General features: G+C 66.1%; 12 protein-coding genes. 6 read left to right on the forward strand and 6 right to left on the reverse strand.

Going from position 1 to position 22,266, the window contains the following annotated elements; translation table 11 throughout:
• Window positions 1-301: 301 nt before the first annotated feature.
• From VFZ66_05015 to rsmA, 4 genes are all read left to right on the forward strand, one after another.
• Window positions 302-1,495 (forward strand): Xaa-Pro peptidase family protein, encoded by a 1,194-nt coding sequence (locus VFZ66_05015; GenBank protein HEX6288528.1) that lies wholly within the window; start codon window positions 302-304, stop codon window positions 1,493-1,495.
• Between the two features lie 15 nt (window positions 1,496-1,510).
• Window positions 1,511-2,299, forward strand: coding sequence for a type I methionyl aminopeptidase (gene map, locus VFZ66_05020; protein HEX6288529.1), 789 nt, complete (start codon window positions 1,511-1,513; stop codon window positions 2,297-2,299).
• 171 nt (window positions 2,300-2,470) lie between these two features.
• Window positions 2,471-3,478, forward strand: a complete 1,008-nt coding sequence (locus VFZ66_05025; protein HEX6288530.1) for a C45 family peptidase — start codon at window positions 2,471-2,473, stop codon at window positions 3,476-3,478.
• Window positions 3,479-3,564: 86 nt separating this feature from the next.
• On the forward strand, window positions 3,565-4,467 hold the full coding sequence (rsmA, locus tag VFZ66_05030; protein HEX6288531.1) for a 16S rRNA (adenine(1518)-N(6)/adenine(1519)-N(6))-dimethyltransferase RsmA: 903 nt from the start codon (window positions 3,565-3,567) through the stop codon (window positions 4,465-4,467).
• A 54-nt stretch (window positions 4,468-4,521) separates the two neighbouring features.
• Here the strand turns inward: rsmA and VFZ66_05035 are convergent, their stop codons facing one another.
• The 6 genes from VFZ66_05035 to VFZ66_05060 form a co-directional block, all read right to left on the reverse strand.
• Window positions 4,522-5,796, reverse strand: a complete 1,275-nt coding sequence (locus tag VFZ66_05035) for an FAD-dependent oxidoreductase (protein HEX6288532.1) — start codon at window positions 5,794-5,796, stop codon at window positions 4,522-4,524.
• 198 nt (window positions 5,797-5,994) lie between these two features.
• Entirely contained in the window at window positions 5,995-6,627 is a 633-nt protein-coding gene (locus VFZ66_05040) for a TetR/AcrR family transcriptional regulator (GenBank protein HEX6288533.1), read from the reverse strand.
• A gap of 201 nt (window positions 6,628-6,828) precedes the next feature.
• Window positions 6,829-9,225 (reverse strand): DUF2298 domain-containing protein, encoded by a 2,397-nt coding sequence (locus tag VFZ66_05045; GenBank protein HEX6288534.1) that lies wholly within the window; start codon window positions 9,223-9,225, stop codon window positions 6,829-6,831.
• Between the two features lie 124 nt (window positions 9,226-9,349).
• On the reverse strand, window positions 9,350-16,540 hold the full coding sequence (locus VFZ66_05050; protein ID HEX6288535.1) for a DUF2298 domain-containing protein: 7,191 nt from the start codon (window positions 16,538-16,540) through the stop codon (window positions 9,350-9,352).
• A gap of 169 nt (window positions 16,541-16,709) precedes the next feature.
• Window positions 16,710-18,737, reverse strand: coding sequence for a glycosyltransferase family 39 protein (locus VFZ66_05055; protein HEX6288536.1), 2,028 nt, complete (start codon window positions 18,735-18,737; stop codon window positions 16,710-16,712).
• A gap of 23 nt (window positions 18,738-18,760) precedes the next feature.
• Window positions 18,761-20,776: a glycosyltransferase gene (locus VFZ66_05060; protein HEX6288537.1), complete on the reverse strand. Its 2,016-nt coding sequence runs from the start codon at window positions 20,774-20,776 to the stop codon at window positions 18,761-18,763.
• 210 nt (window positions 20,777-20,986) lie between these two features.
• On the opposite strand from VFZ66_05060, the gene VFZ66_05065 reads away from it, so the two are divergent.
• Together VFZ66_05065 and VFZ66_05070 are read left to right on the forward strand one after the other, a co-directional pair.
• On the forward strand, window positions 20,987-21,901 hold the full coding sequence (locus tag VFZ66_05065) for a sortase (protein HEX6288538.1): 915 nt from the start codon (window positions 20,987-20,989) through the stop codon (window positions 21,899-21,901).
• A 16-nt stretch (window positions 21,902-21,917) separates the two neighbouring features.
• Window positions 21,918-22,266: hypothetical protein (locus VFZ66_05070; GenBank protein HEX6288539.1), on the forward strand; the 349-nt coding region annotated here is incomplete at its 3' end.

Raw genomic sequence — 22,266 nt, forward strand, 5'->3', positions numbered from 1 at the left:
ACGGGGCGATACCTCCTTCCGTGACGGACAGCTTTGATCTGAATGATTCGTATAATGAAGGGGGAGACGTAGTATAGTATTACACTATGGCGGGATGCAAATGGTTCAAACGATCGGAGCGTGCTGCTGAAGCCGTCGCACATCATGCGGCGGCGCTTTCTGCTAGAATGCTGCTACGGAGAACCAAGAGCCAAGCACCAGAGAACGGGAGAACTCGAAAGCATCAGTGTTTCCCGAACAGGTTCTATGATACTGCACCAGCGAGCAGGAAGCGCTGACGCCGGAACAGGAGGATCTTGCCATGACCGAGGATCTCGCCATCTATCACGAAAAACTTGAGCAGGCGCACGAGCTGCTTAATATGCTCGATCTCGATGCCTGGCTGATCTTTGTGCGCGAGACGGCCATGAGCGCCGATCCCGCGCTGCGGCTGATCGCGCCGTTCGATCTAACCTGGGAGTCGGCCCTGCTGATCGCGCGCAATGGCACGCGCCTGGCGATCGTCGGGCGCTTCGATATGCAGCCGATCGAGGTCACGAGGCTTTTCAGCCAGGTGCTCGGCTACGATGCCAGCATGGGCGAGCATCTGCGCGACGCGCTGGCCGCGCTCGATCCGCAGCGCATCGCGATCAACTACTCTACCAGCGAAGTCGCCGCCGATGGGCTGACGCACGGCATGTATCTGCGGCTGCTGGAGCTGCTCGACGGCACGCCCTACGCCGGGCGGCTCGTCTCGGCGCACGAGCTGGTATCCAGCCTGCGGGCGCGCAAAACGATCGGCGAGCAGGCGCTGCTGCTGTCGGCGGTCGAGGCTGCCGACGAGATCTTCCGCCGGGCCGAGCAGACGATTGCCGTGGGCGTCACCGAAGCGCAGATCGCCGAGGTGATGCACGCCGAGACGCTGGCGCATGGCATGGGAACCGCCTGGAGCTGGGATGCCTGTCCGATCGTCAACACCGGGCCGCACTCGCCTGTCGGACACGCGACGCCGACGACTCTGCGGGTTGAGCGCGGTCATCTGGTGCATATCGACTTTGGCGTGCAGCGGGCGGGCTACTGCTCGGACCAGCAGCGGATGTGGTATGTCCTGCGCGAGGATGAGACAGAGCCGCCGATGGAGGTGCAGCAGGCATGGCTGCTGGTGCGCACCGCGATTCAGCGCGCGTTCGAGTTCATCACGCCCGGCGTGCAGGGCTGGCAGGTCGACGAGGTGGCGCGCGCGGTCTTTCGCGAGGCGGGAGCGCCTGAGTACCAGCACGCGCTCGGTCACGGCGTCGGGCGGGCGGTTCACGACGGCGGGACGCTGCTGGGGCCGCGCTGGGATCGCTATGGTCAGACGCCCTACGGCCAGGTAGAGGTGGGCATGGTCTTTACGCTCGAATGCGGCCTGGATACGTCGTGCGGCTACCTTGGCCTGGAAGAAGAGATCGTGGTCGAGGAGGACGGCGCGCGCTGGCTGGCTCCGCCGCAGACCGAACTATGGCTGATCAAGTAGCATGGATGAGAAGCTATGACTGTTACATTGAAGTCTCGTCACCAGATCGCGCAACTGCGCGAGGCCGGGCGGCTGGTGGCGGAAACGTTCGAGATGCTGCGTGAGCATGTCGTGCCGGGCGTGACGACCGCCGAGCTGGATCGGATCACCGAGGAGTATATTCGCAGCAAAGGCGCGCAGCCGATCTACAAAGGCTACGGGGCGATGCACAATAATCGCGGCCAGATCACGCGCCCGGCCTTTCCCGCGACGATCTGCGTGGCGATCAACGACGTGATCTGCCACGGCATTCCAAGCCCCAAGCAGCGCTTGCGCGACGGCGACGTAGTTGGCATCGACATCGGCGTGCTGCTCGACGGCTGGGTCGGCGACTCGTGTGTGACGTTTGCGGTCGGGAGGCTGAGCAGCGAGGCGCAGCGGCTGGTCGATGTGACACAGCGCTGCCTTGAGCTAGGCATCGCGGAGTCGCTGCCGGGCAATCACCTGGGCGACATCGGCGCGGCGATCCAGACGTACGCCGAGGCGCAGGGCTACTCCGTCGTCCGCGAGTGGACCGGCCACGGCGTTGGCCGGTCGCTGCACGAGCCGCCGACCGTGCCGCATATCGGCAAGCGCGGCTCCGGCATTAAGTTGCAGCCGGGCATGGTCTTCACGATCGAGCCGATGATCAACATGGGCAAGGCCACGACGCGCCTGATGCCGGATCAGTGGACGGTGCGCACCGGCGACGGCTCGCTCTCGGCGCAGTTCGAGCATACGATCGCGATCACCGATGGTCCGCCGGAAATTTTGACGGTGCTGTGAGGACGGGTAGGCCGGGGTCTGAGGGTGGCCCCCACGGTTGATCATCCTCTTCAAGAACCAAGAGCAAAGAACCGAGAACCAAATTCCCCCGCTCCTATCTTAATGGGAGAGGGGTGCTGAGCGCAGCGAAGCGGGGTTAGGGCCGCAACGTAGAACGCGAAACTCGAAGCTATGAACGATGTTGAGCACGAGCGACAGGCGGATTATCGCATCGTCCATCTGAGCGGGACGGGCGCGGACATTGGCACGATGATGGCCCAGACGTTGCAGCGAGTGCCGTCGCCCTTCAAGCGCTGGCCCTGGGAAGAAGATCACGGCTTTTTGCAGGCGTGCGCGTCGATCGTCTGCGATCTCGCGCCCTGGCTGTGGCACGAGCTGGCAACCTTCGCCGATCGTCTCGATCTGCCGTCGGAGCAGGGACTTTTCGTGCGGGCGGGCAGCCTGCCGCACGGCTGCTCGGCGGTAGCCTGGCGAGCCTACGACGGGCGGATTCTGGCGGGCCGCACCTACGATTTCTATGTGCGCATGCGCACGCGCCACCTGCTGATGACTCGTCCAAGCGACGGCTACGCCCATATCGGCATGAATGGCGGTCTGGTCGGCGGGCGCTACGATGGCCTTAACGAGCACGGGCTGTTCGTCGCGCTGCATAAAGTGATGGCGGATCGGCCCGCGACGCATACGCCGGGCGTGCCCTACCATCTGGTGCCGCGTCTGGCGTTGCAGTGCTGCCGCACGGCGGAGGAGGCCGCCGCGCTGATCATGCGGATGCCGCATCTGGCGAGCTTCAACTACACGCTGGCCGATCCGTCGGGCGCGCTGATCGCGCTTGAGTGCTATCCGGGGCAGCCCGTGCAGCGTCGCGACGGCGATGATGTGCTGGCGGTGACGAACCATTACCTGTCGCCGTCGCTGGCGCGCTTCCAGGGGCGTCGCCCAACCGCCGAGTCGCGGCGGCGGATGGCGGCGCTCGAAGCGGTGAGCGAGCGCTGGGGCGATCCCTGGGGCGCGACGCTCGACGTGATCGCCGATCACGAGAGCGGGGTCTGCTGTCACCGTGAGTTTGGCGCGACGCTCTGGGCGGGCGTCTTCGACCTGGGCGCGAAACTTGCGGGGTACTGCTTTGGCGCGCCCTGCCGCAATCGTTTGAGGGAGTATATCGTTCCGGCGAGCGGCTGAGGGCGAGGAGTGAGCGAACAGGGGAGCAAACGAGAGAACAAGGGAACAAGGAAGTTAAACGTTGGTTCTTTTGTTTTCGGATACTGATGGACAATCCATACATTACGCCAGGCCGCGTGCGCGCGGCGCTCAACACGCTCGATCTACGTCCAAGCAAGGATCTGGGCCAGAACTTTCTGGTCGATCCCCATGTGCTCCAGCAGATCGTGGACGCCGCCGAGCTCAGCCGTGACGATACCGTGATCGAGGTCGGGCCGGGTCTGGGCGTGCTGACCTATGAGCTGGTGCAGCGCGCTGGCCGCGTGATGGCGATCGAGCTGGACAAGCGGCTGGCGGCGCGGCTGCGCGGCGAGTTCGTCGGCACGCCCAATCTCACGGTGATCCAGGCCGATGTGATGAAGGTCGATCCGGCGGCGGTGCTCGGCGGCGCGCGAGCGAACCCGCCCGTCTATAAGGTCGTCGCCAACCTGCCGTACCAGATCACGTCGGCGATCATCCGGCACTTTCTGGAGGTTACGCCCGCGCCGGAGACGCTGGTGATCATGGTGCAGTGGGAGGTCGCACAGCGGATCGTCGCGCGACCGCCTAACATGAGCGTGCTGGCCCACTCGGTGCAGATCTACGCCGATGCAGAGATCGTCACGCGCGTCCCGGCTGCGTCGTTCGTGCCCGCGCCAAAAGTGGACTCGGCGGTGCTGCGGCTGCGACGCCGCCCTCAGCCGCTGGTCGTCGTGGACAATGTCGATGCGCTCTTTCGCACGATCAAGGCCGGATTCCTTCAGGCTCGCAAGAAGCTCTCGAACGCGCTGCCAAGCGGCCTGGCCTCGATGGGCATCAAGATCGAGAAGGATGCCGCGCTGCGAGTGCTGACGGCGGCAGGGATCGATCCAGACCGCCGCGCCGAGACGCTGACGCTGGAGGATTGGGCGCGGGTGCATCAGGGCGTACGCCAGCTTGCAGAGTCTTCTAGCGGTCCTCAGGCTCATTGAGCCGTAAGGGCACAGCGGGGCGTATGCGCTACGCCCCGCCGAGGTCAATCAAGATTACGCGGGCCGCTTCACATGGACGGGCCAGATGCCAAAAGCTATCATCCGCGCCGGAAGCGTGCGCACAAACGGCGTGCGTGTCAGCGAGATCAGCCAATTGGGCACGCGAATCTCCTTGCGCGCATCGAGCACATTGGCGATGATCCGCCGCTGCAAGAAGGTTTGTATCGCCTGAATGATGCGCGTGGGCCACTCGCGGCGACGCTGCACCGCCCGCAGATCGTCGAGCCGCACACGACCGGATTTGAGCGGCTGCGCCAGAATATTCGCCGCCGCGACCGCGTCCTGAATCGCGTAGTTGATGCCGACGCCTCCGACGGGCGACATCGTGTGTGCCGCGTCGCCGATCAGCAGCAGGCCGGGCCGGTACCACTGCGGCAGCCGATCCGATGCGACCGAGAGCAGCGAAACCTGCTTCCAGTCTTGCAGATGCTCCATGCGATCCGCAAATTTGGGGATCATCCCGGCGATCGATTCGCGCAGCGCTGGCAGACCAGTCTCGCGAATGCGGTGATAGTCGCCCTTGGCGATGACGTAGGCTACCTGCCAGGTGTCGTCGCGGCTGAGCAGGATCAGGATGCCGCCCGGCTTGAAGATGCCCATCGCGTCCTCAGGATCGCCCGGCTGGCGCGGGATGCGGAACCAGAGCACGTCCATCGGCGGCGATGTCTTGATCGCCTGCAACCCCGACAAGCGCCGTATCCGCGAGAAGCGCCCGTCCGCGCCGACCGTCAGCAGCGCGCGCACCTCGTGCCAGCCGTCATCGGTCTGGTAGCGCACGCCGCGCACCGTGCCGCCCTCTTCGATCAACTCCTCGACGCGACCGCCCATCATAAGCTGAAACTGCGGGTAGCGCTGCGCCTCGTCGGCCATAAACTCCAAGAAGTCTACCTGCGGCATCATCGTGATGTAGGGAAACTTGGTCTTGAGCCGCCTGAAATCGGCGGGCGTCACCGGCCCGTACTCGGTCGGCAGCGTGATAGCGTGAATCTTGGTGTGGCGGCGCTGAAGCAGCCGCCCGGCCAGACCTAGCTCGTCCATGATCTCCATCACCGACGGATGAATCGTATCGCCCCGAAAATCGCGATCGAAATCTTTGTGCGCTTCCAGCAGCATTACCGCGATGCCCTGCTGCGCCAGCATGTAGGCCATGACCATCCCCGCAGGCCCGCCGCCGACAATACAGCAGGTCGTGTGTTGCACATGACGAACCTCGTGACCGGTAGCCTTCGGAGTGGACTGTGCCGCCGTCTGGTGTAGGTCGATCACCATAGCCGTGCTCCTTTTTGATTGATTGGTCAATCAATACAGTCATCTGAAAAATGCTCACGATCGGCTTGGTCCGATTCTGTGAGCCTGGCCGAGTTTCAAGTTTCAAGTTTCAAGTACCTGGTGCTCGTCCCTTTGTGCGCCGGGTGCCCTCTGGGCATGGCTCCGCATGGCGCCCGGTTCTTGGTTCTCCGCCCCGCCCTACGTCGGCTCCGATTCGCGTGGCTGCATGCCTTCCAGAAAGATGTCGACCACCGTAGCGACCATCGTTTCGGGGCTGAGCATCTTAGCGTCCGGCATGGGAAAGATCTCGCGCGTCAAGAAGTACGCGAGAAACGGCCCCATAAAACAGCGCGCGGCTGCTCCGGCATCCATGCGGCGCAAAACGCCCGCGTCCATCTGCTGCTCAAGGTAGTCCCGCAGAAACGGAAAGCCGCGTCCCGGCCCGATCCGGGTGATCATATCGGCCACCAGCGGGCGACGGATCGCCTCGCCGGCAATGATCTTGAACAGCGGAAGAGCGGCGCGATTCTCCATCGTGCTGACGACCGCCTTGCCGATCAGGGTCAGCGCCTCGCGCGGCGGCAGCTTGGCGATCGATTCGGTCTGGTTCAGCAGTTGCAGCATCGGCACGCGCTGCTCGACTACCTGGCGGAACAGATCGCTCTTATCTTTGAAGTAGTGATAGATCAGGCCGGGCGAGCCGATCCCGGCTGCCTGGGCAATATCTTTGTTGGTCGCGCGCTCGAAGCCCTTGTGAGCAAACACTTCCAGCGCGCCGTCGATGATCTGCTGGCGGCGATTCTCGAAATCTTGCTCGTCCCGTGGTGGCATGGCTTAGTATCTTTCCTGATCGTTCTTGATTGATTGGTCAATCAAGATTGTACACCCGCACCGCCTGTGAGTCAACTGGACAAACGACCTACTGGTTGTTGATGATCATCCGGTATGCGTAGGGGCGAGTCGTCGGGTAGCGCAGGGCAAGGCAGCGCCTCGCCCTACGAGGTCAATCGGTCTACAAGCGGCCCTCGGCGTCTAGCGCGGGCCATAGATGATCACGCCCTCCTGCTCGAAGACGCGCTGCATCCAGCCCTCGAACTTGGTAAGCGCTTCGGGCGGCGCGGCGCGCTCGTTGGAAAGCGCCTGCTCGTTGGTGCCGACATAGACATACTCCACGCCGTACTTCTGCATCAGACGTTGCGCCTGCTGCGGATCGGTCGTCGTATAGATCGTGGCGACATCCTGCTCGCGCGTGCCGATCTGCTCGCGCACCTCCGGCTGACCGCCGCGCCACAGTCCCTCGTGCTGCGTCCAGCCGATCACGGTCGGGCGGCCTGTGGCGCTGGCAATCCGCGCGGTATCCGACTGATAGGGCTTGCCCGGCGCTTGCAGCACCAGCGCATCGCCTGGGGTGTTGCGGCGAATCCAGTCGATCGCGGCGGCCTCGGCGGGTCGATCCTGGCGGACGTAGGCCAGACCGTCGAGCGTTTCGTCGGCGGGGCTATCGGCGGGCGCGAGCACCGGGTAGACCAGCGACCCGGCCAGCAGCGCCAGAAACGGCACCAGCCACGCCAGCGAGGTCCAGCGCACGCGCTGCACCAGCGCCCACAGGGCATACGCCGCCAGGGTGCCCCACAGCAGCCAGACCTGATAGTAGAACTTAAAGATCGTGTTCATGCGCGGGCTGCCGTAGCTATCGCGGAGATAGACCAGATCGACGCCCCAGATGACCAGCGCGCCCACCGCGAACAGCCACAGCGCGAAGGCGGTCGCGGGCTGCTGGCGGCAGGCGTAGGCCGTGGCAGCGGCCCAGAGCGCCAGCGGCAGCAGCGCCAGCAGCGGCCAGCCGATCAGTCGACCAATCGGCAGCAAAAACAGCAGCACCAGCGCGGTCGTCGTCGGCGCGAGCGGCCAGAGGCGCTGCTCCTGCGGCGTGGCCTGCGCATCGCCGCCGGTGCGGATCACCAGCGCCAGCACCGGCACGAACGACAGGCCGAAGATCACCACGAACTCGATCAGATCGGTGCGGGCGGGCGAGAGGCCCAGCGGAAAGCCCTGTGTGGGCGCGGCAAACGTGAGATGAAACGGAACGTACGCCAGATAGCTGATCAGCAGCGTCGCGCCCGCCTGCTGGATGAAGTGCGGCCAGAAGAACGCGCGCGGCGTCGGCGCGAGACGCAGGTAGAGGATCGTCAGCGCGCCCAGGTAGAGCAGCAGATACGTCGGCAGGTCCCAGCTATTGATCGCGTACAGCCCGCCGAGCACGATCCCGGTCAGCAGCAGATGCAGCACCCCGGCCCGCGATCGAAAGTCCGGCGCGGTGGGGCGGAGCAGCAGATTGAGCGCCACCGCCACCGCCAGCAGGCTCCACGGCAGCGACAGCACGTGCGGGTGGAGATCGCCCAGCAGGAACGAGAAGAACGGAAACTCCGTGATCGCATAGACGCGCTGCACGCCGCCATCATTCCCGCCCAGATTATCCCAGAGCGCACGCGACGGCCACCAGGCGTTGAAATCCTTGACCTTATCGCTCGGCACGAGCTGCGGATCGCCGCCGAACTCGTGCGCCGGAAACGGCGGCGGCAGCTCGATCGGCGCGCGCGCGCCCAGGCCATTGCCGACCGCCCGCGCAAGCTGCCCGGCCTCCAGCGCGACTACTTTTTCGCTGCCGGCCAGCACTTGCAGCGCGCCGATCTGATTGGTCGCCAGCAGCACCAGCACCACGCCCACCAGCGGAAACGCCCAGCGGCCTACCTGCCCGCGCCAGCCCGATCGATCGTCGGCCTCCGGCAGCGACAGATCGATCAGATTGCGCACGATGCCCGCGATAGCCGTCGCCGTGAGCGCAAAGATCGTCGCGATTCCCAGCGTGTAGCCCACGCCCACCGACACGCCCGACAGCCGGATCACGGCGGCGATCAGCAGGTAGCCCAGGTAGTAGTAGTTGATCGCGTACGGCGCGAGCCAGGGATCTTGCGGCGGAAACTGCGCGCTTGCCAGAATGCCGCTGATGAACGTCAGGTCCATCGGCTGCTCGGTATGCCAGATCGCCACGCCGCGCCCGAAGAAATCGTGCTGACGCAGCAGAATGCCGCCGTAGAGCGCGACCGCGAAGAGCACTTCTTGACAGGCGATCCAGCCAAGCCGCTGGCGCAGATCCGCCACGCAGCGCGCAAGCCCGTCGCGGCCCCACATAGCCCAGCCGAGCGCAAAGATCAGCAGCGCGACCGCCGCCAGCAGCAGGTAGCCGAAGCCGCCCAGGCCGAGCATCGAGAGCAGCCACGCGCCGTAGCCGGTCAGCAGCAGCCCGAAGGGCCTGGCGAAGCTGTAGCCGCGATCGGGGAGCCGACGAAAAAACCACATGGTCAGCGGCAGCGCCAGCAGGCCAAGCGCCGCAACCGTCAGCCACCAGCGAAGAAGATCAATCAGCACAAAGCGATCCTCGTCTCTAAGAGAGAACAAAGCACAACGAAACATAGAACAAACGCCAATGCACGCAGCTCAGGTTGTATCAATCCTTTGTTCTTTGTTCTTTGTTTAGCTGTTCTTCTTATCCTTACTCTCCCAACTGCGCGATATACGCCTCTGCCTGGCTGCGCCAGGGTCCATCGGCGGGTGCGGCGGCAAGATAGCGCTGGTACGCCTCGACCGCGCGCTGTCGATCGCCGTCGGCGCTGCGGCTGCGGTAGAGCTCGCCCAGGTAGAAGTGCGCGTCGGCAAACGAGGCGTCGAGCGCCAGCGCCTCATTCAGCACGCCCTCGGCCTCCTGCCAGCGCGCAAACTGGATCAAGCCCTGAGCCAGCTTGTTCAGATTTTGCGGCGTGCGCTGCACCTCTGCGGCGTGCTGCCACGCGGCAATCGCCTCGTCAGCGCGACCAAGCTGCGCCTGCACATCGCCCAGCAGGTGATGCAGCGGCACGTCGTTGGGGTTGCTCTGCGCCGCATCGAAGAGCACCCGCGCCGCGTCGTCCGGGCGATTGGCCTGGATGTAGCGCTGGCCCAGGCCGAAGGCCAGCCCGCTATCGCCGGGATTGCTGGCGACCTGCGCCTCAAGCGCGCGCAGCGCCGGATCATCGAAGGTATCGGGAACAGGCACGGGCGGCGTCTCGACCGGTACATCGGCCAGTGTCTCCGGCTTGACGCGGTAGATCTGCACGCCCTGGTTGCGATAGACCAGATCGAGCGCCGATCCCTGCATCTGCTCCCACTTGGCCGCGCCGGACTCCGAGTACAGCAGCCGCTCGATCGGCCCGACATAGACATAATCGACGTGGTATTTTGCCAGAATCCGCTGCGCCGTCGGCAGGTCGGTGGTCGAGAAGAGCGTATGCACATCCTCGCCGCGCTCGTGAACCTGCGCGCCGGGCCGCTGCTCGTCCTGGTGCAGGCGACCCAGCACCGTGGGCACGCCGGTATTGGCCGCGATGCGCATGCCGTAGGTCCGGTAAAACTCGGCATCGGAGGTGGCGAACACGGGCGTTCCCGCGATATGCTGCTTGATCCACTCGATCGCCTCGCCGTCCCAGCGCAGATCGATGTCGGTTGTGTCGACGGTATAGCGCGCGCGCTCCATGAAGGCCAGCCCATCGAGCGTCAGGCCGTCGTCGGCGTTGAAGCGCGTGCTGAGACGGCTGGGAATCCCGACGAAAGGATAGAGCAGGCCCGGCAGCAGCAGCGCGATCAGCATCCCAAGCCACACGCCCAGCACGATCTCGTAGCGGCGGAAGAGCCTGACGATCAGCGGCAGCGCCGTCGCCGCGCCGATCGCCCACAGCGTCCAGATCTGCTCCCCGAACTTGAAGACGGTGTTCATGCGCTGCGCGTCGCCGCCCGCCAGGTGATCGCGGATAAAGATGAACTGAATACCGAGCGCCACCAGCAGCCCGACCGTGATCAGCCAGAGCGGGAGCCACTCTCGATCGCGCAGCCGAGCGACCAGCGCCAGCGTCAGGCCGGTGATCGCCAGCAGCGCCAGCACGATCCGCAGCGGCCAGCCACCGGCGACCGCAGGCTGATTCTGAAGCGCCCAGCCGCTCAGCAGCAGCGCGCCGAGCAGCAGCGGCAGCGTTACCGCCGCGCCGCGCGCCGCAACACGCGAGGCGCTTTGGGCGCGATACGCCGTCAGCCAGGCCAGGCCACCCAGCAGCGTGACGATCACAAAGAGCATCGGAGCGTACAGCAGCCCATACTCCACGATCCGATCGCCGCGCTCGACCCGCCCGATCCCGCCGACCATCGCGCGGTAGTGCAGGAAGAACGGCGCGTACAGCGCCAGACCCAGCACCGTCACGCCCAGCGCCAGCCCTACCGCCTGCGCGCTCTGGATCAGACGGTACGGATTCAGGCCACGGCCCGCGCCGCGCCAGCCACGCCCCACCAGCGCCCCGCCGATCACCAGCGCGTAGGTCGGCGCGTCCCACGAGTTCGCAATCGCCAGCGCGCCGATCACCAGCGCGCTCAAGCCCAGCAGCGCCCCCGATCCTTTTCGATCGTGGCGTGGTCGGCGCTGCGCCAGCTCGACCGCGCAGGCCATCGCCAGCAGCGTGATCGGCAGCGCAATCAGATGCGGATGCAGATCGGCGAAGAGGAAGCCGAACAGCGGAAACTCGTTGATCGTGTGCGGAATAATGCGGCTCGGCCCCCAGAACCAGTCGCCGACCCGCCCGCCAAAGCCCTCTAGCCCCTCGCTCAGCGCTTTCAGCACCGGCTCGATGCCGTCCGACTCGGTGACGGCGACCGCGCTGGCAAACGGCCCGACGCCGAGCAGCAGCAGGATCGCAAACAGGCCGTAGCGCCAGCGTCCCGTAAGCTGCCGTCCGAGCGCCAGCGCCGCCGTAGCGGTCAGCGCGAACAGCGTCGCAATCGCCAGGTTGAAGCCGATCGCCGGGTCGAGGCCGGTCGCTTTGATCGGCAGCGCGACCAGGAACAGGCCGTAGTAGTAGTAGTTGACGATGCCGTCGCTGAAGAACGGATCGAAGGGCGGCAGCACCGGCGAGCGCAGGATCGCGTTCAAGAAGCCGAACTCAAACGGCTTCTCGCCGCCGAAGTAGGGATGCCACACGTCGGGATTGGCCGCGCGCACCAGCGTCCACACGCCGAACGCGAGCAGGAAGCATAGCTCGGAGCGCAGCAGCGCGCCGCGCGTGGGCAAGATTCGCCCAGGGTTGCCGTCGACGCGAGACAGGCCGCCGCGCTGGTAGGCGAGCGCCAGCGCCGAGAGCAGCGCCAGCGCCGCCGCGCCCGCCACCAGCGACCACCAGTTGAAGATCCACCAGCCGAGGTTGACCGGCAGCCAGACCGCGTAGCCCCAGACGAGCAGCCCGATCAGCTTGCCGATGCCCCAGCCGCGGTCGTGCCAGCGGCGGAAGATCAGCGCCGTCAGCGGAAACGCCAGCAGCCCAAGCGCCTCAAGCAGCAGCAGCCACAGCAGCACGCCGAGCGGCTGTACGCGGCTGGCTAGCCCGTTCCAGCCGTACTCGTTGACCACGGGCAGCTCATCGACCGGCTGCGCCAACAGCAGCGTTTTGGTCGATGGCGGTGCGATCGCCACTGCCCGCGCCACAAACTGCGGCGGCTCGTCGTTCGGCGGCGCGCTGTAGATCCGAATGCCGTCGCGATCGTAGGCCAGGCTGAGCGCCCTGTTCTGCGCCAGAACCTCAAGCGCCGCGCCCGCGCTCTCGCCAAATATCGCGCGCTCCTGCGGCCCTACCAGCACATAGCCGACGCGATAGTCGCGCAGCACTTGCCGCACGCGCTCGACGCCGCCGCTGTAGAGATCGTTGACCGCGCGCTGGCGTCCGTCGATCACGCCGTGGACCGCCGGTTGCACCATGTCGCGGATCTGCCGCTCCCGGTCGATCTCCGCCAGCAGCAGCGGCAGCCCGCTCGTGCCTGCCGCGCTCGACTGGGGGGCGGCGACGACAACGGGCGCTCCCTTGCTCTGGCTTGCCAGCCAGCGCGCCGCCTCGGCCAGCTCAGGCGATGAGACTGGCCTGTTTTCGGACCCGCGCGCCTGAGCCGCCACCAGCCCGCCACTCACTACGCCGACGACCAGCGCCAGCACGATCGCCGCGCCGAGCACCTGCGCGACCGAGCGCGCTCCTCGCGCGGGCTGCTCGAAGCTGCGTACGAGATACGGCAGCGTCCAGCCAGCGCAGCAGACCAGCAGCAGCGTCGCCACGAGGAACAGCGGAGCCGCATCGCCGGGCATTCGTCCCGCCAGCATCAGCGCCCCGACAATCAGCAGCCCGCCTGCGGTCGCGACGGTCGTCAGCAGCGCGCCGAGTCTCCAGCGCCGCGCGCCCCATCCGGGCAGCCATGCCTGGACCGCCAGCCAGGTGCAGGCCATCACCAGCGGCACGGCCAGCAGCGCCACCGACCAGCCGAGCGCGATCACGAGCAGCGTCCAGGTGCCGATAAACGCGGCCACCACCAGCAGCGTGCCGCGATCGACCAGCAGCCTGCCGACGCGCGTGAGCCGCAGCAGCAGCAGCGCCAGCGGCACAGCCAGGCCCAGCAGCAGCAGCAGCGGCGGGATCGTAAGCTCGGCGGGTTGCATCGGCGGCAGCGCCAGGCTCCACGCGAACAGATGGCCCACGCCAGCCCCGCCGACCAGCAGCGTCGCACAGGCCAGCGCCCAGCGCCGCAGATCGCCGCGCATCCCGGCCCAGGCCAGCGCCGCCACGACGATCAGCAGCGCCGCGAAGATCCAGACGCCCTGGCCGCGCAGCAGTGCCAGCGGCGGCAGCAGCAGCCAGATTGCGCGCGGCACGGCCCGATCTGCCGTAGGCTGCGATCGCAGCAGCCCAACGCCCAGCGCGATCGTCGTCGCTACCAGCGCCCCAAGCCCGATCAGCTCAAGGTTCCAATCGCTCAACGCCTGCCAGATGCTTAATCGCGCCATGCCACCGATCGGAATGCCGGGAGCCAGCGCCAGCAGCGCGCCAAGCAGTGCGCCGAGGCTATTCTGCACCTGCCAGCGTCGAGCACGCTCGCCAGGCGCAGCCTCACGCGGCGCGAAGCTGTTGTACAGCGCGCTCCACAGGCCCAGCAGCAACAGCGCCAGCGCGGTCGGCACCACGTAGCGCAGCGCGCTGACGGGATACAGACCGAGCAGCCGGTCGAGCAGCGCGAACGGCAGACGCGCGCTGTAGGGCAGCGGATCATGGCCTCCGGCGAAGAACGGATCGTACGGCGGCAGCGTGGGCGTGCGGGCCAGCGCGGACCAGCGCGCGACAGCCTCGGATGGCGGCGTCGAGAAGAGTCGCAGCAGCACCGCGCCGCCGAGCAGCGTCATGGCATAAAGCACCTGCGGCAGCCAGAATGCCGCGCCCCGCGCCCGGACAAAGGCGCGGATCGACTGGCGCTCACGGGCCAGCAGCCACCCACCGCCGAGCAGCAGCAGGCCAAGCCAGCCCAGCAGCAGGGCGCGGCCCACCCCGACGATCTGAATCGCGCCGAGCAGCGCGGGCAGGCTGGCAAACAGCAGCAACCCGACCGGACGCGCCAGGCTCAGGCCACGATCCGGCAGCGGCAGCCGCAGCCGCCACAGAAGTCCGATCGCCGCCAGGCCCAGCGCTTCGAGCGCCACTAGCCAGACGAGCAGCCCCGCCGCGAAGCCCAAGCGATCGGCGAAGAGATAGCGCGTATCGGCGGCCTGAAGCTTGTTCCAGGCGGGTTCGGTGAGATGCAGCGCCGTCGGCGCGTCGTTGACCTGCATAGGCCGCAGCCCGCGATACACCTCGTCCCAGTTGATGCCCTCGGTCATCAGGCGGCGGGCGCGATCCGGCGAGTACTCGGCGGTGCGGCGGAAGATCAGCACGCGCGGATGATCGTAGACCCAGAACGCCTCTTCCGCGCCCAGGTCGGAGATCGGCAGGCCAAAGAGCGATGGAAACGAATGTACATCGGCCACCAGCTCGAAGCCGAGCGAGCCGTCGAAGAGCGCCTGATAGTAGCGCAGCGTCGCCGGGAAGCGCTGCGGCACGCGCACCACCGAGCCGTACACGCGCGGCGAGGTCAGCACGACGTAATCGACGCGCGATAGCTGCTCGATCAGTCCGATCGAATCGTCGGGCACGCCCTCGATTCCTCCGACGCCCTCAAACTTGCCGACGTACTTCGCCAGATCGTCCTCGGCGTAGGGATAGGTCGTCTTTTGATCGTAGGGGCTGCCGCCGGAGAAGGGCAGAAGATCGTCCCACCACTCCCAGCTTGTCGTGGCACCGTTGGGCGCGGCGCGCTCCACCCACTGCGCCGCCGTCACCCGCGTGTATGGACGGGTGTAGATCCGCGTGTACGCCCAGGCCCAGGCCCAGGTCGCGCCGAGCACGAACGCCAGCAGGCCAAGCGCAAAGGCCGGACGCCGCACGCGCGCCGCGAGGCGATAGAGCGCCGCCAGGCGCAGCGGGTAGACATGCGCGCGGCGGATCTGCGTGGCGCGCTCATAGAGCCGCACCAGGCCCCACGCGGCAAAGACGATCAGCGGCGCGTAGAGCGGCAGGAAGTAGCGCAGCGTGGTGACGAACTGCTGGCCCTGCCAGCCGAAGTAGAGCGCGATCCAGATCCACGGCACCAGATGCGCCAGCCGACGCCGGGTGAGCATCTGCCAGCCCGCCGCCGCCCACGCGCCCCAGGCCATCAGACCGAGCGGAGCGCCCATGCCCCACAGCACCATGTTTTGCCACGGAAAGAGCCAGGGCGTGCGTCCGGCCCACTGGTGGCTCGACGGCAGATCGATCGTGCCATTCGCCGTCAGCCGCGCCTCGCGCAGCCGCTCGGCAAAGCGCGGCTCCAGCCGAATATTCCACAGATTCGGCCCGGTGAACGCATCCGGCTGGAAGACGCGGAAGGCCAGAAATGTCACAATGCCGGTGATCGCCAGCAGCCCGCACAGTCGCGCCAGCCGCCCGACGATCGGCGGCCACTCCGAGGCCGTATCTTCCCGCTCGGCAGGCAGCCGCAGCACGCGCAGGCCAAGCTGCGCCAGCGCCACAAAGACCAGCGCTACCAGCGCCGCCATGTTGATCTTGCTGGCGACCGCCGCGCCGATGAACAGGCCGGTCAGGATGCCGTCGGACCAGCGACCGCGCTGGCCCAGGCGTGTGGCGAAGAGCAGCGCCAGCGTGCCGAAGCAGACCGCGAAGTTATCGACGGTGAAGAAGTGCGATTGCTGGATCGGCATGACCGCGCCCGCGTAGAGCGCCGCCGCCAGCAGCCCGACGCGCCGCCCGTAGAGCGTGCGGCCAAGGAAAAAGGTTGCGATCAGCGTGATCAGATCGGAGAGCACGCTCAGCCAGCGCCCGACCATCAGGATCTCGCCGACGCCTGTGCGCTGTGTCAGCTCGGCGACGACGCGGGTTAGCGTCGTGGGCAGCGTGCCGTAGACATAGCTGCGCGACCACGTAAAGTTGCGCGGGTTCAGCGTCGAGCAGCCGCTGCTCAGGCTCGGCGACCAATCCTCCGGCTTGTCCTGCGGGTTGCGCGGCTCCGGCACCGGGCTGGGACAGGTGCTCGTAAGATAGCTGCGCCAGTCGTCGGGCACCTCCATGCCGAAGACCGTGTAGTGCATGAAGCGCTCGTCGGGATGCTGGCCGGTCTGACCATCCCAATTGCTGAGGTTGAGCGTCCGAAAATACGCGCCGATCGCGACGATCGCCACGAGCAGCAGCGTGGTGATCAGGATCTTGCGGCGGTTGATCGAGCCTAGCGCCGATAGCGGCGTCGTCGGTTGCTGTGAATAATCCATGCTCGCGGGCGATCCTCAGTGCGCCGCCAGACCGGAGGTGTGGGAGTGGCCCCCACAGATCTTGAGATCCTTACTCCTCGGCTGGATCAGCACGCTCCATTTGCTGTGATGATGCATTAGTCCAGGCTGTGTCGCACGTAAGAACGTATTATAGCAGGCGCGGCGTGTGTCACCGTCCCGGCACGACGTAGATTGCGAAATTCTTGGCGGGCGGCGCTGCCGCGACCACACGATAGCTGCCCTCCGGGTAGGCCGCTTGCAACTCCTGTCGGCGGGCCAGATCGTCGGGGTGCAGCACGAACAGCAGCGGCTGGTCTTTGCTGCGCCGTGGCAGCGCGACCTCAGCGGGCAGATCGTGCTTGGTCTGCCAGTTGAGATCGCCGAGCACGAGCGCCAGGTTGCGCCCGTCGAGCCAGTGCGGAAACGCCAGCAGATAGGTCTGGTCGAGCGCGATGCCCTGCGACGCCTGGACCTCCCGCAGATGCCGCGCGATCTCGTGCGTGTTCTGGACGGATGCGCGATATTGCCGGTCGTAATCGTAGAAGTAGCGCACGTAGTTATGCTGCGTCGCCAGCGCCAGACCGCCGCCCAGCAGCCCGATCGCCGCCGCCCGACGCAGCGCGTGATAGGTCCTCGATCCGCTCGGCGCGTTCGTCCAGAGCAGCCCCGCGATGTGGGCCAGCGGCAGCGCGGCGATCGTAAAGATCAGCGGCGCGACGGTGCCCAGGCGATTCGCGCTCGGATTCTCGATCGGAAAAGCCAGATTCAGCGTCGATGGCAGCAGCAGCACCGGCAGCGCGACCACCAGCGCGCCGAAGCGTGGGGCGCGTCGCACCGCGATCTGATAGCCTATGAGCAGCAGACCCGCCAGCAGCGCCGCGCCGCTCACGGGATCGAGAAAGGGATCGTACTGCACCGCATTGACCACGGTGCTATCGCCGTGCCAGTTGAAGGCCAGCAGCGCCTTCCAGGTGTTGCGCGCGAAGGTTGTGAGCAGATCCTCTCCGGCTCCCAGCTCGCGCTCGGCTCCGGCGGCGCGCGTCGCAACACGATACCAGACCTGATCGGGATGCTGCACGGTGTAGCGGGCCAGCGGCAGACAGCTCAGCAGCGCTGTTGCGGCGATCAGCGCGCCATCGATCACCAGCCTGCGCCACTGCTCACGCCAGCGCCGATCGGTCAGCAGCGCCAGCCCAAGCAGCAGCGGCACCAGCAGCGGCACGATCCGAAACGAGATGTAGCCGTGCAGCCCCAGCCCGATCGCCAGCCCGCACCACAGCGCGTCCCGCCGATCGCCGCGCCGCAGGTAGCGCAGCAGCAGCCACAGCACGATCGCCGTCGGCAGCGGGCCGTAGGGAAAGCGCAGGCCCATGCGCGCGATGTTGACCACCCACTTCGAGATCGCGAAGAGCGCCGCCGCGAGCAGCCCGGCGGTCGTGCCCGCCACCTCGCGCGCCAGCAGAAAGACCGCCGGGATCGCCAGCAGGCCGATCAGCGCCGTGCCGAGCTTGAGCGTCTCGAAGGCCAGCGGCAGATCGAACAGCCGCATCAGGCCATAGGTCAGATAAAACTGGCCCGGCTCGCGCCCTGTGTTGCGCGGAAAGAAGATCGGACGCTGGCCGTTGACCAGATTGAGGATGTCGAGCAGCTTCTCGGCGTGATCGCTGGTCGGATCGGCGGGCACCTCCGAGAGGCGGTAGAAGCGAAAGAGCGCGCCGACCGCCAGAATCGCGCCCAGTGCCAGCCAGACTACCAGCCGCGATCGTCCTGTCGGTCGCTCCTGCCGCTCGTCGGCGGGCGTGACGGGCCACCACGCGCGGCACCAGGCTGCCACCGCCACCGTCCACGCGCCGACGTTGATCAGGGTGTAGGTGCCGCCACCGCTTTCGAGCCAGGCCAGCAGCGCCAGCAGCGCAGCGATGCTCAGCAGATACCAGCGCGCCATCGGTCGCTGCTCCACGATCGCCCCCAGGTGGTCGGGCGCGGGCGACGCCATGCAGAGCGCCAGCAGCCACGCGGCGCAGCCCAGGCCCAGCGCGCCGATCACGGCGATCGTGAGCTGTTGGCGCTGAAGCTGAGTTTGCGCGACGAGCAGCAGCGCCAGGCCGCCGCACGCCACGAGCGGCGCGAATGCGATGTAACGCTGCTGTAATGCCGTAAAGAACGTGGGGGGCGGCGATGAGAGCGGGCTGCGCATAGGTCTTCGCCCAACAATCTAGCTTATGGCTGGTCCGGCTTGCGCGCTTTCACCAGCACGTTCACGAAGGTTCGTTTGCGCGCGACGCGCGGCGTGTCGTTCAGCCGATCGATCAGCCGGAAGATCGCCAGGCCGAGGTTGATCGGGTTGAGCAGGCTGCCGCTGTTCTGCGCCCCTGAGAAACGATCGGCACTTTTGCGCAGCGTGGAGGGGAGGAGGTTGTGCTCGATCAGGGGCTTGCCGATGCCGTAGACCAGGAAGTGAATCAGCGGAAAGCTGTAGTGCGTGGCCTCCTCGGCGATCTCGATCTCGAAACCGGCGTCGCGGAAGCGCTGTACAAGCACCTCAGGCTCGTACAGCCGCTCGTGGTTCGACCAGATGCCGGCGATCGGGCCGCTGCGGATCGGCTGTCCGCCTAGCGCGATCCAGATATGGTTAATCGGGTCCCACCAGAAGGGATAGCGCGCGTGCGGCACCGACAGCGCCAGAATCCCGCCCGGCTTCAGCACGCGGTACAGCTCTTGCAGCGCGCCGCGATCGTCGTCGATATGCTCAAGCACTTCGCTCATCAATACTTTATCGAAGGTCGCGTCGGGGAAGGGCAGGCGCAGGATGTTGCCGTTGAGCAGCGCCGCCGGAACCTCCTCGCGCTGCGCCCAGTGCAGCCGCTCGACATCGCCGTCCAGACCCACCAGCCGCAGGCTGCGCAGCTCGCCCAGCGCCATCAGGTAAAAGCCCATGCCGCAGCCACAGTCGAAGACGCGCTCGCCGTCGCGCAGCTCAAGCCATTCCAGCAGACGAAACGCCCGGCGGCGGAAGGCCATATCGGCCTCGTTGCGCAGCAGAACCTCAAGCTTGCGCCGGTCGTCGTCGCTCAGCCCAGGCTGCCGTTGACCGTGCTCGTTTGTGATCAGCTCTTGCATACATGCTTCGTATTGATCAACCGTCCGTCGTAGATTGAAGATCGCCTGTACCGAGCTTGTGTCGGGGCGGTACGCCTCAGGATGCGTCAGCACCTCGATCAGGCCCTCCGCCAGCGCCTGCGGATCGCGCGGCGCGACCAGCAGGCCCATGCTCGTCTCCTGCACCACCACGCGCGCGCCCGGAATGTTGGACGTAACCAGGGGCGTGCCGCTCAGCAGCGCCTCGACCTGCACGATCGCAAAGCAATCGGTGCGCGACGGCAGCGTAAACACGTCGCACATGGCGTAGAAGTTGGCAAGCTGCTGCGGATCGCGCAGCAGGCCCAGCAGCGTGATGTCGTCGCGGTGCTGCTCGATCTGCGGCGCGAGACGCTCGTAGAACTTCTCGTAGGCTACGTTGGTTTCGCCCGCGAACACAAAATGGACCCCTGGGATCTGCGCTTTGATCAGCGGGATCGCGTCGAGCAAGAAGTCGAAGCCTTTTTCCTCGACGAAGCGCCCGGCAAAGCCGACCAGCGGCCTGCCGTTCAGGCCAAGCTCCGATCGCCAGGCTGCAACGGCCTCTGGCTGTGGCGCGGGGATCGTGATCGGCGGGTAGATCGCAACAAGCTTGTCGGCAAACTGCTGCAAGAAGCGCGAGTGCGCGGCGTAGTCGTGGCTGTAGGTGCTGACGCGATTCGCCAGCCGCCCGCCGATGTTCATCAGCTCGGTGACAGCCTTCTGCGTGAACTGGTTGAACGGCCCGGCGGGCATGACCAGATCGCCGTGATGCGTCATCAGCAGCGGCGTGCTCAGCGCGCGGCAGAGCGCCGCCACCAGCGCCGACTCGAACATCGGCGTGTGCATATGCACGACATCATGCGCGGCGATCTCCCTGGCTGCGGCCATCGGAAACTGCGGCATGATCATGCCCCGGCTGAGACGGCCCAGCGTCGGCAGGCGCAGCACGCGCACGCCGTTAATCGTTTCCTCGGTCGCAAGATCAGCGGCATACTGTGCCGTCAGCACCGTCACCGTATGGCCCCGCGCTGCCAGCTCTTCCGCGACACGCACCGCGTGCTGTGTCAGGCCGGTCCAGTGGGGGTAGTAATAGGTTAAAATCGAGAGAATACGCATGTAGTGGCTTTCAGGCGAGCTTACGCACGCTATTATAACGGCTGCGCGCAATTGTAACAACTCTCTGCCGATCCGAGTCTGCACTCCCATCAACGTACTGTCCAGATGACGACAAGGCGGATCGAGGCCAGAACCTAGGATCACCGTACTATTGAGCTTGCGCGAAGCTACTCGCTACAATCTCCTCACGTCGATCTAGCCTGAGTGCCTATGTTTATGCGCCGCCGCGTCCAGCATCCCGTCGAGGATGCGACGCACAAGTTGCTTTGCGACCTGATCGAGACGCCCGTGAGCGAGACGCGGGTACGTCCCGTATTGCTGCGTTCGGTCGTGGATCAACGGCGAGCGGTCTTAGCGCCGTACCCGCTCAAGAACTGGTTCGATCGGGCGCTGGTCTGGGGTGAGCGCCTGCTGGGCGTGGTCGTCGTCGTCTTTTTTTGCTGGTGGCTCGCCGATGGCTACGGTCGCGACTGGTGGCATGCCCGCCAGGTGGAGCAGCCTGTTACGCTGGCCGCTCCCGCCGCCGCTCCTGCTTCGCTGCCTCATCCTGAGCTCGGCGCGTCGCTGCCGGTGGTTGAAGATGATCTGCACCGCCCCAGCGTCAACGTCGATTATCTCACGCCCGCACGTATGTATGTCGCGCCGCTGCTGCCCACGCCAACGCCGGTTCCTGAGGCTACTCCCCGCCCCCAGCCGGTCGATCTCCGCCCCGTGCGCGTTCAGGTTCCCGCGATGGAGCTGGACTCGAAGGTCGTCGAGGTTTTTGTGCAAAATGGCGCGTGGCAGGTCGCCGACTATGCGGTCGGCTACCATCACGGCACAGGCGTCGTCGGCTACGGCAACATGGTGATGGCCGGTCATAAAGGGCTGCGGGGCAGCGTCTTTGCGCGGCTGGAGCAGCTCAAGGTCGGCGACGAGGTGATCGTCGAGGCCGCAGGGCAGCGCTTTCAATATCGCGTTCGCACCACTGGCAGCGTCTGGCCGCATCAGGTGGATGTGATGTTTCCGACAGAGAAGCCACAACTGACTATGTTGACATGTACTAACTGGGATACCCAGCGCTTTATCGTTATAGCAGACTTTATCGGTGCGATGCCGCCTCCGGCGGCTGCCGGTGGGAACTAGAATTCGGAGGCTTTGCATGAGTTTAACACCGAACCGCCCGCGACAACCCTCGTCACGGCCTCCAGTGCGCTGGAGTCTGTGGGAGCTGGCGTTGCTGGCGATTAGCTTGGTGATGATCGCCTCGCCGCTGTTCGCGGCAGGCTATGCCTTGCTGGTGCCAACCGTGGCTCCCGCCCAGGAATCCGGTAGCGGCTTGATGCAGACTCGTCCCACGGAGTGTCCAACATCGGCCACGGGAACGCCCTGTCCGACGCCCCCTCCGACCGAAACGCCGAGCCCGACGCCGACCGATGTGACACCGCCGACGCCCAGCCCGTCGGCCAGCCCGTATCCGGGTCCATCGGATACGCCGACGCCGAGCCCGT

Source organism: Herpetosiphonaceae bacterium (assembly GCA_036374795.1).
In the GTDB taxonomy this organism is placed as follows: Bacteria; Chloroflexota; Chloroflexia; order Chloroflexales; family Kallotenuaceae; genus LB3-1.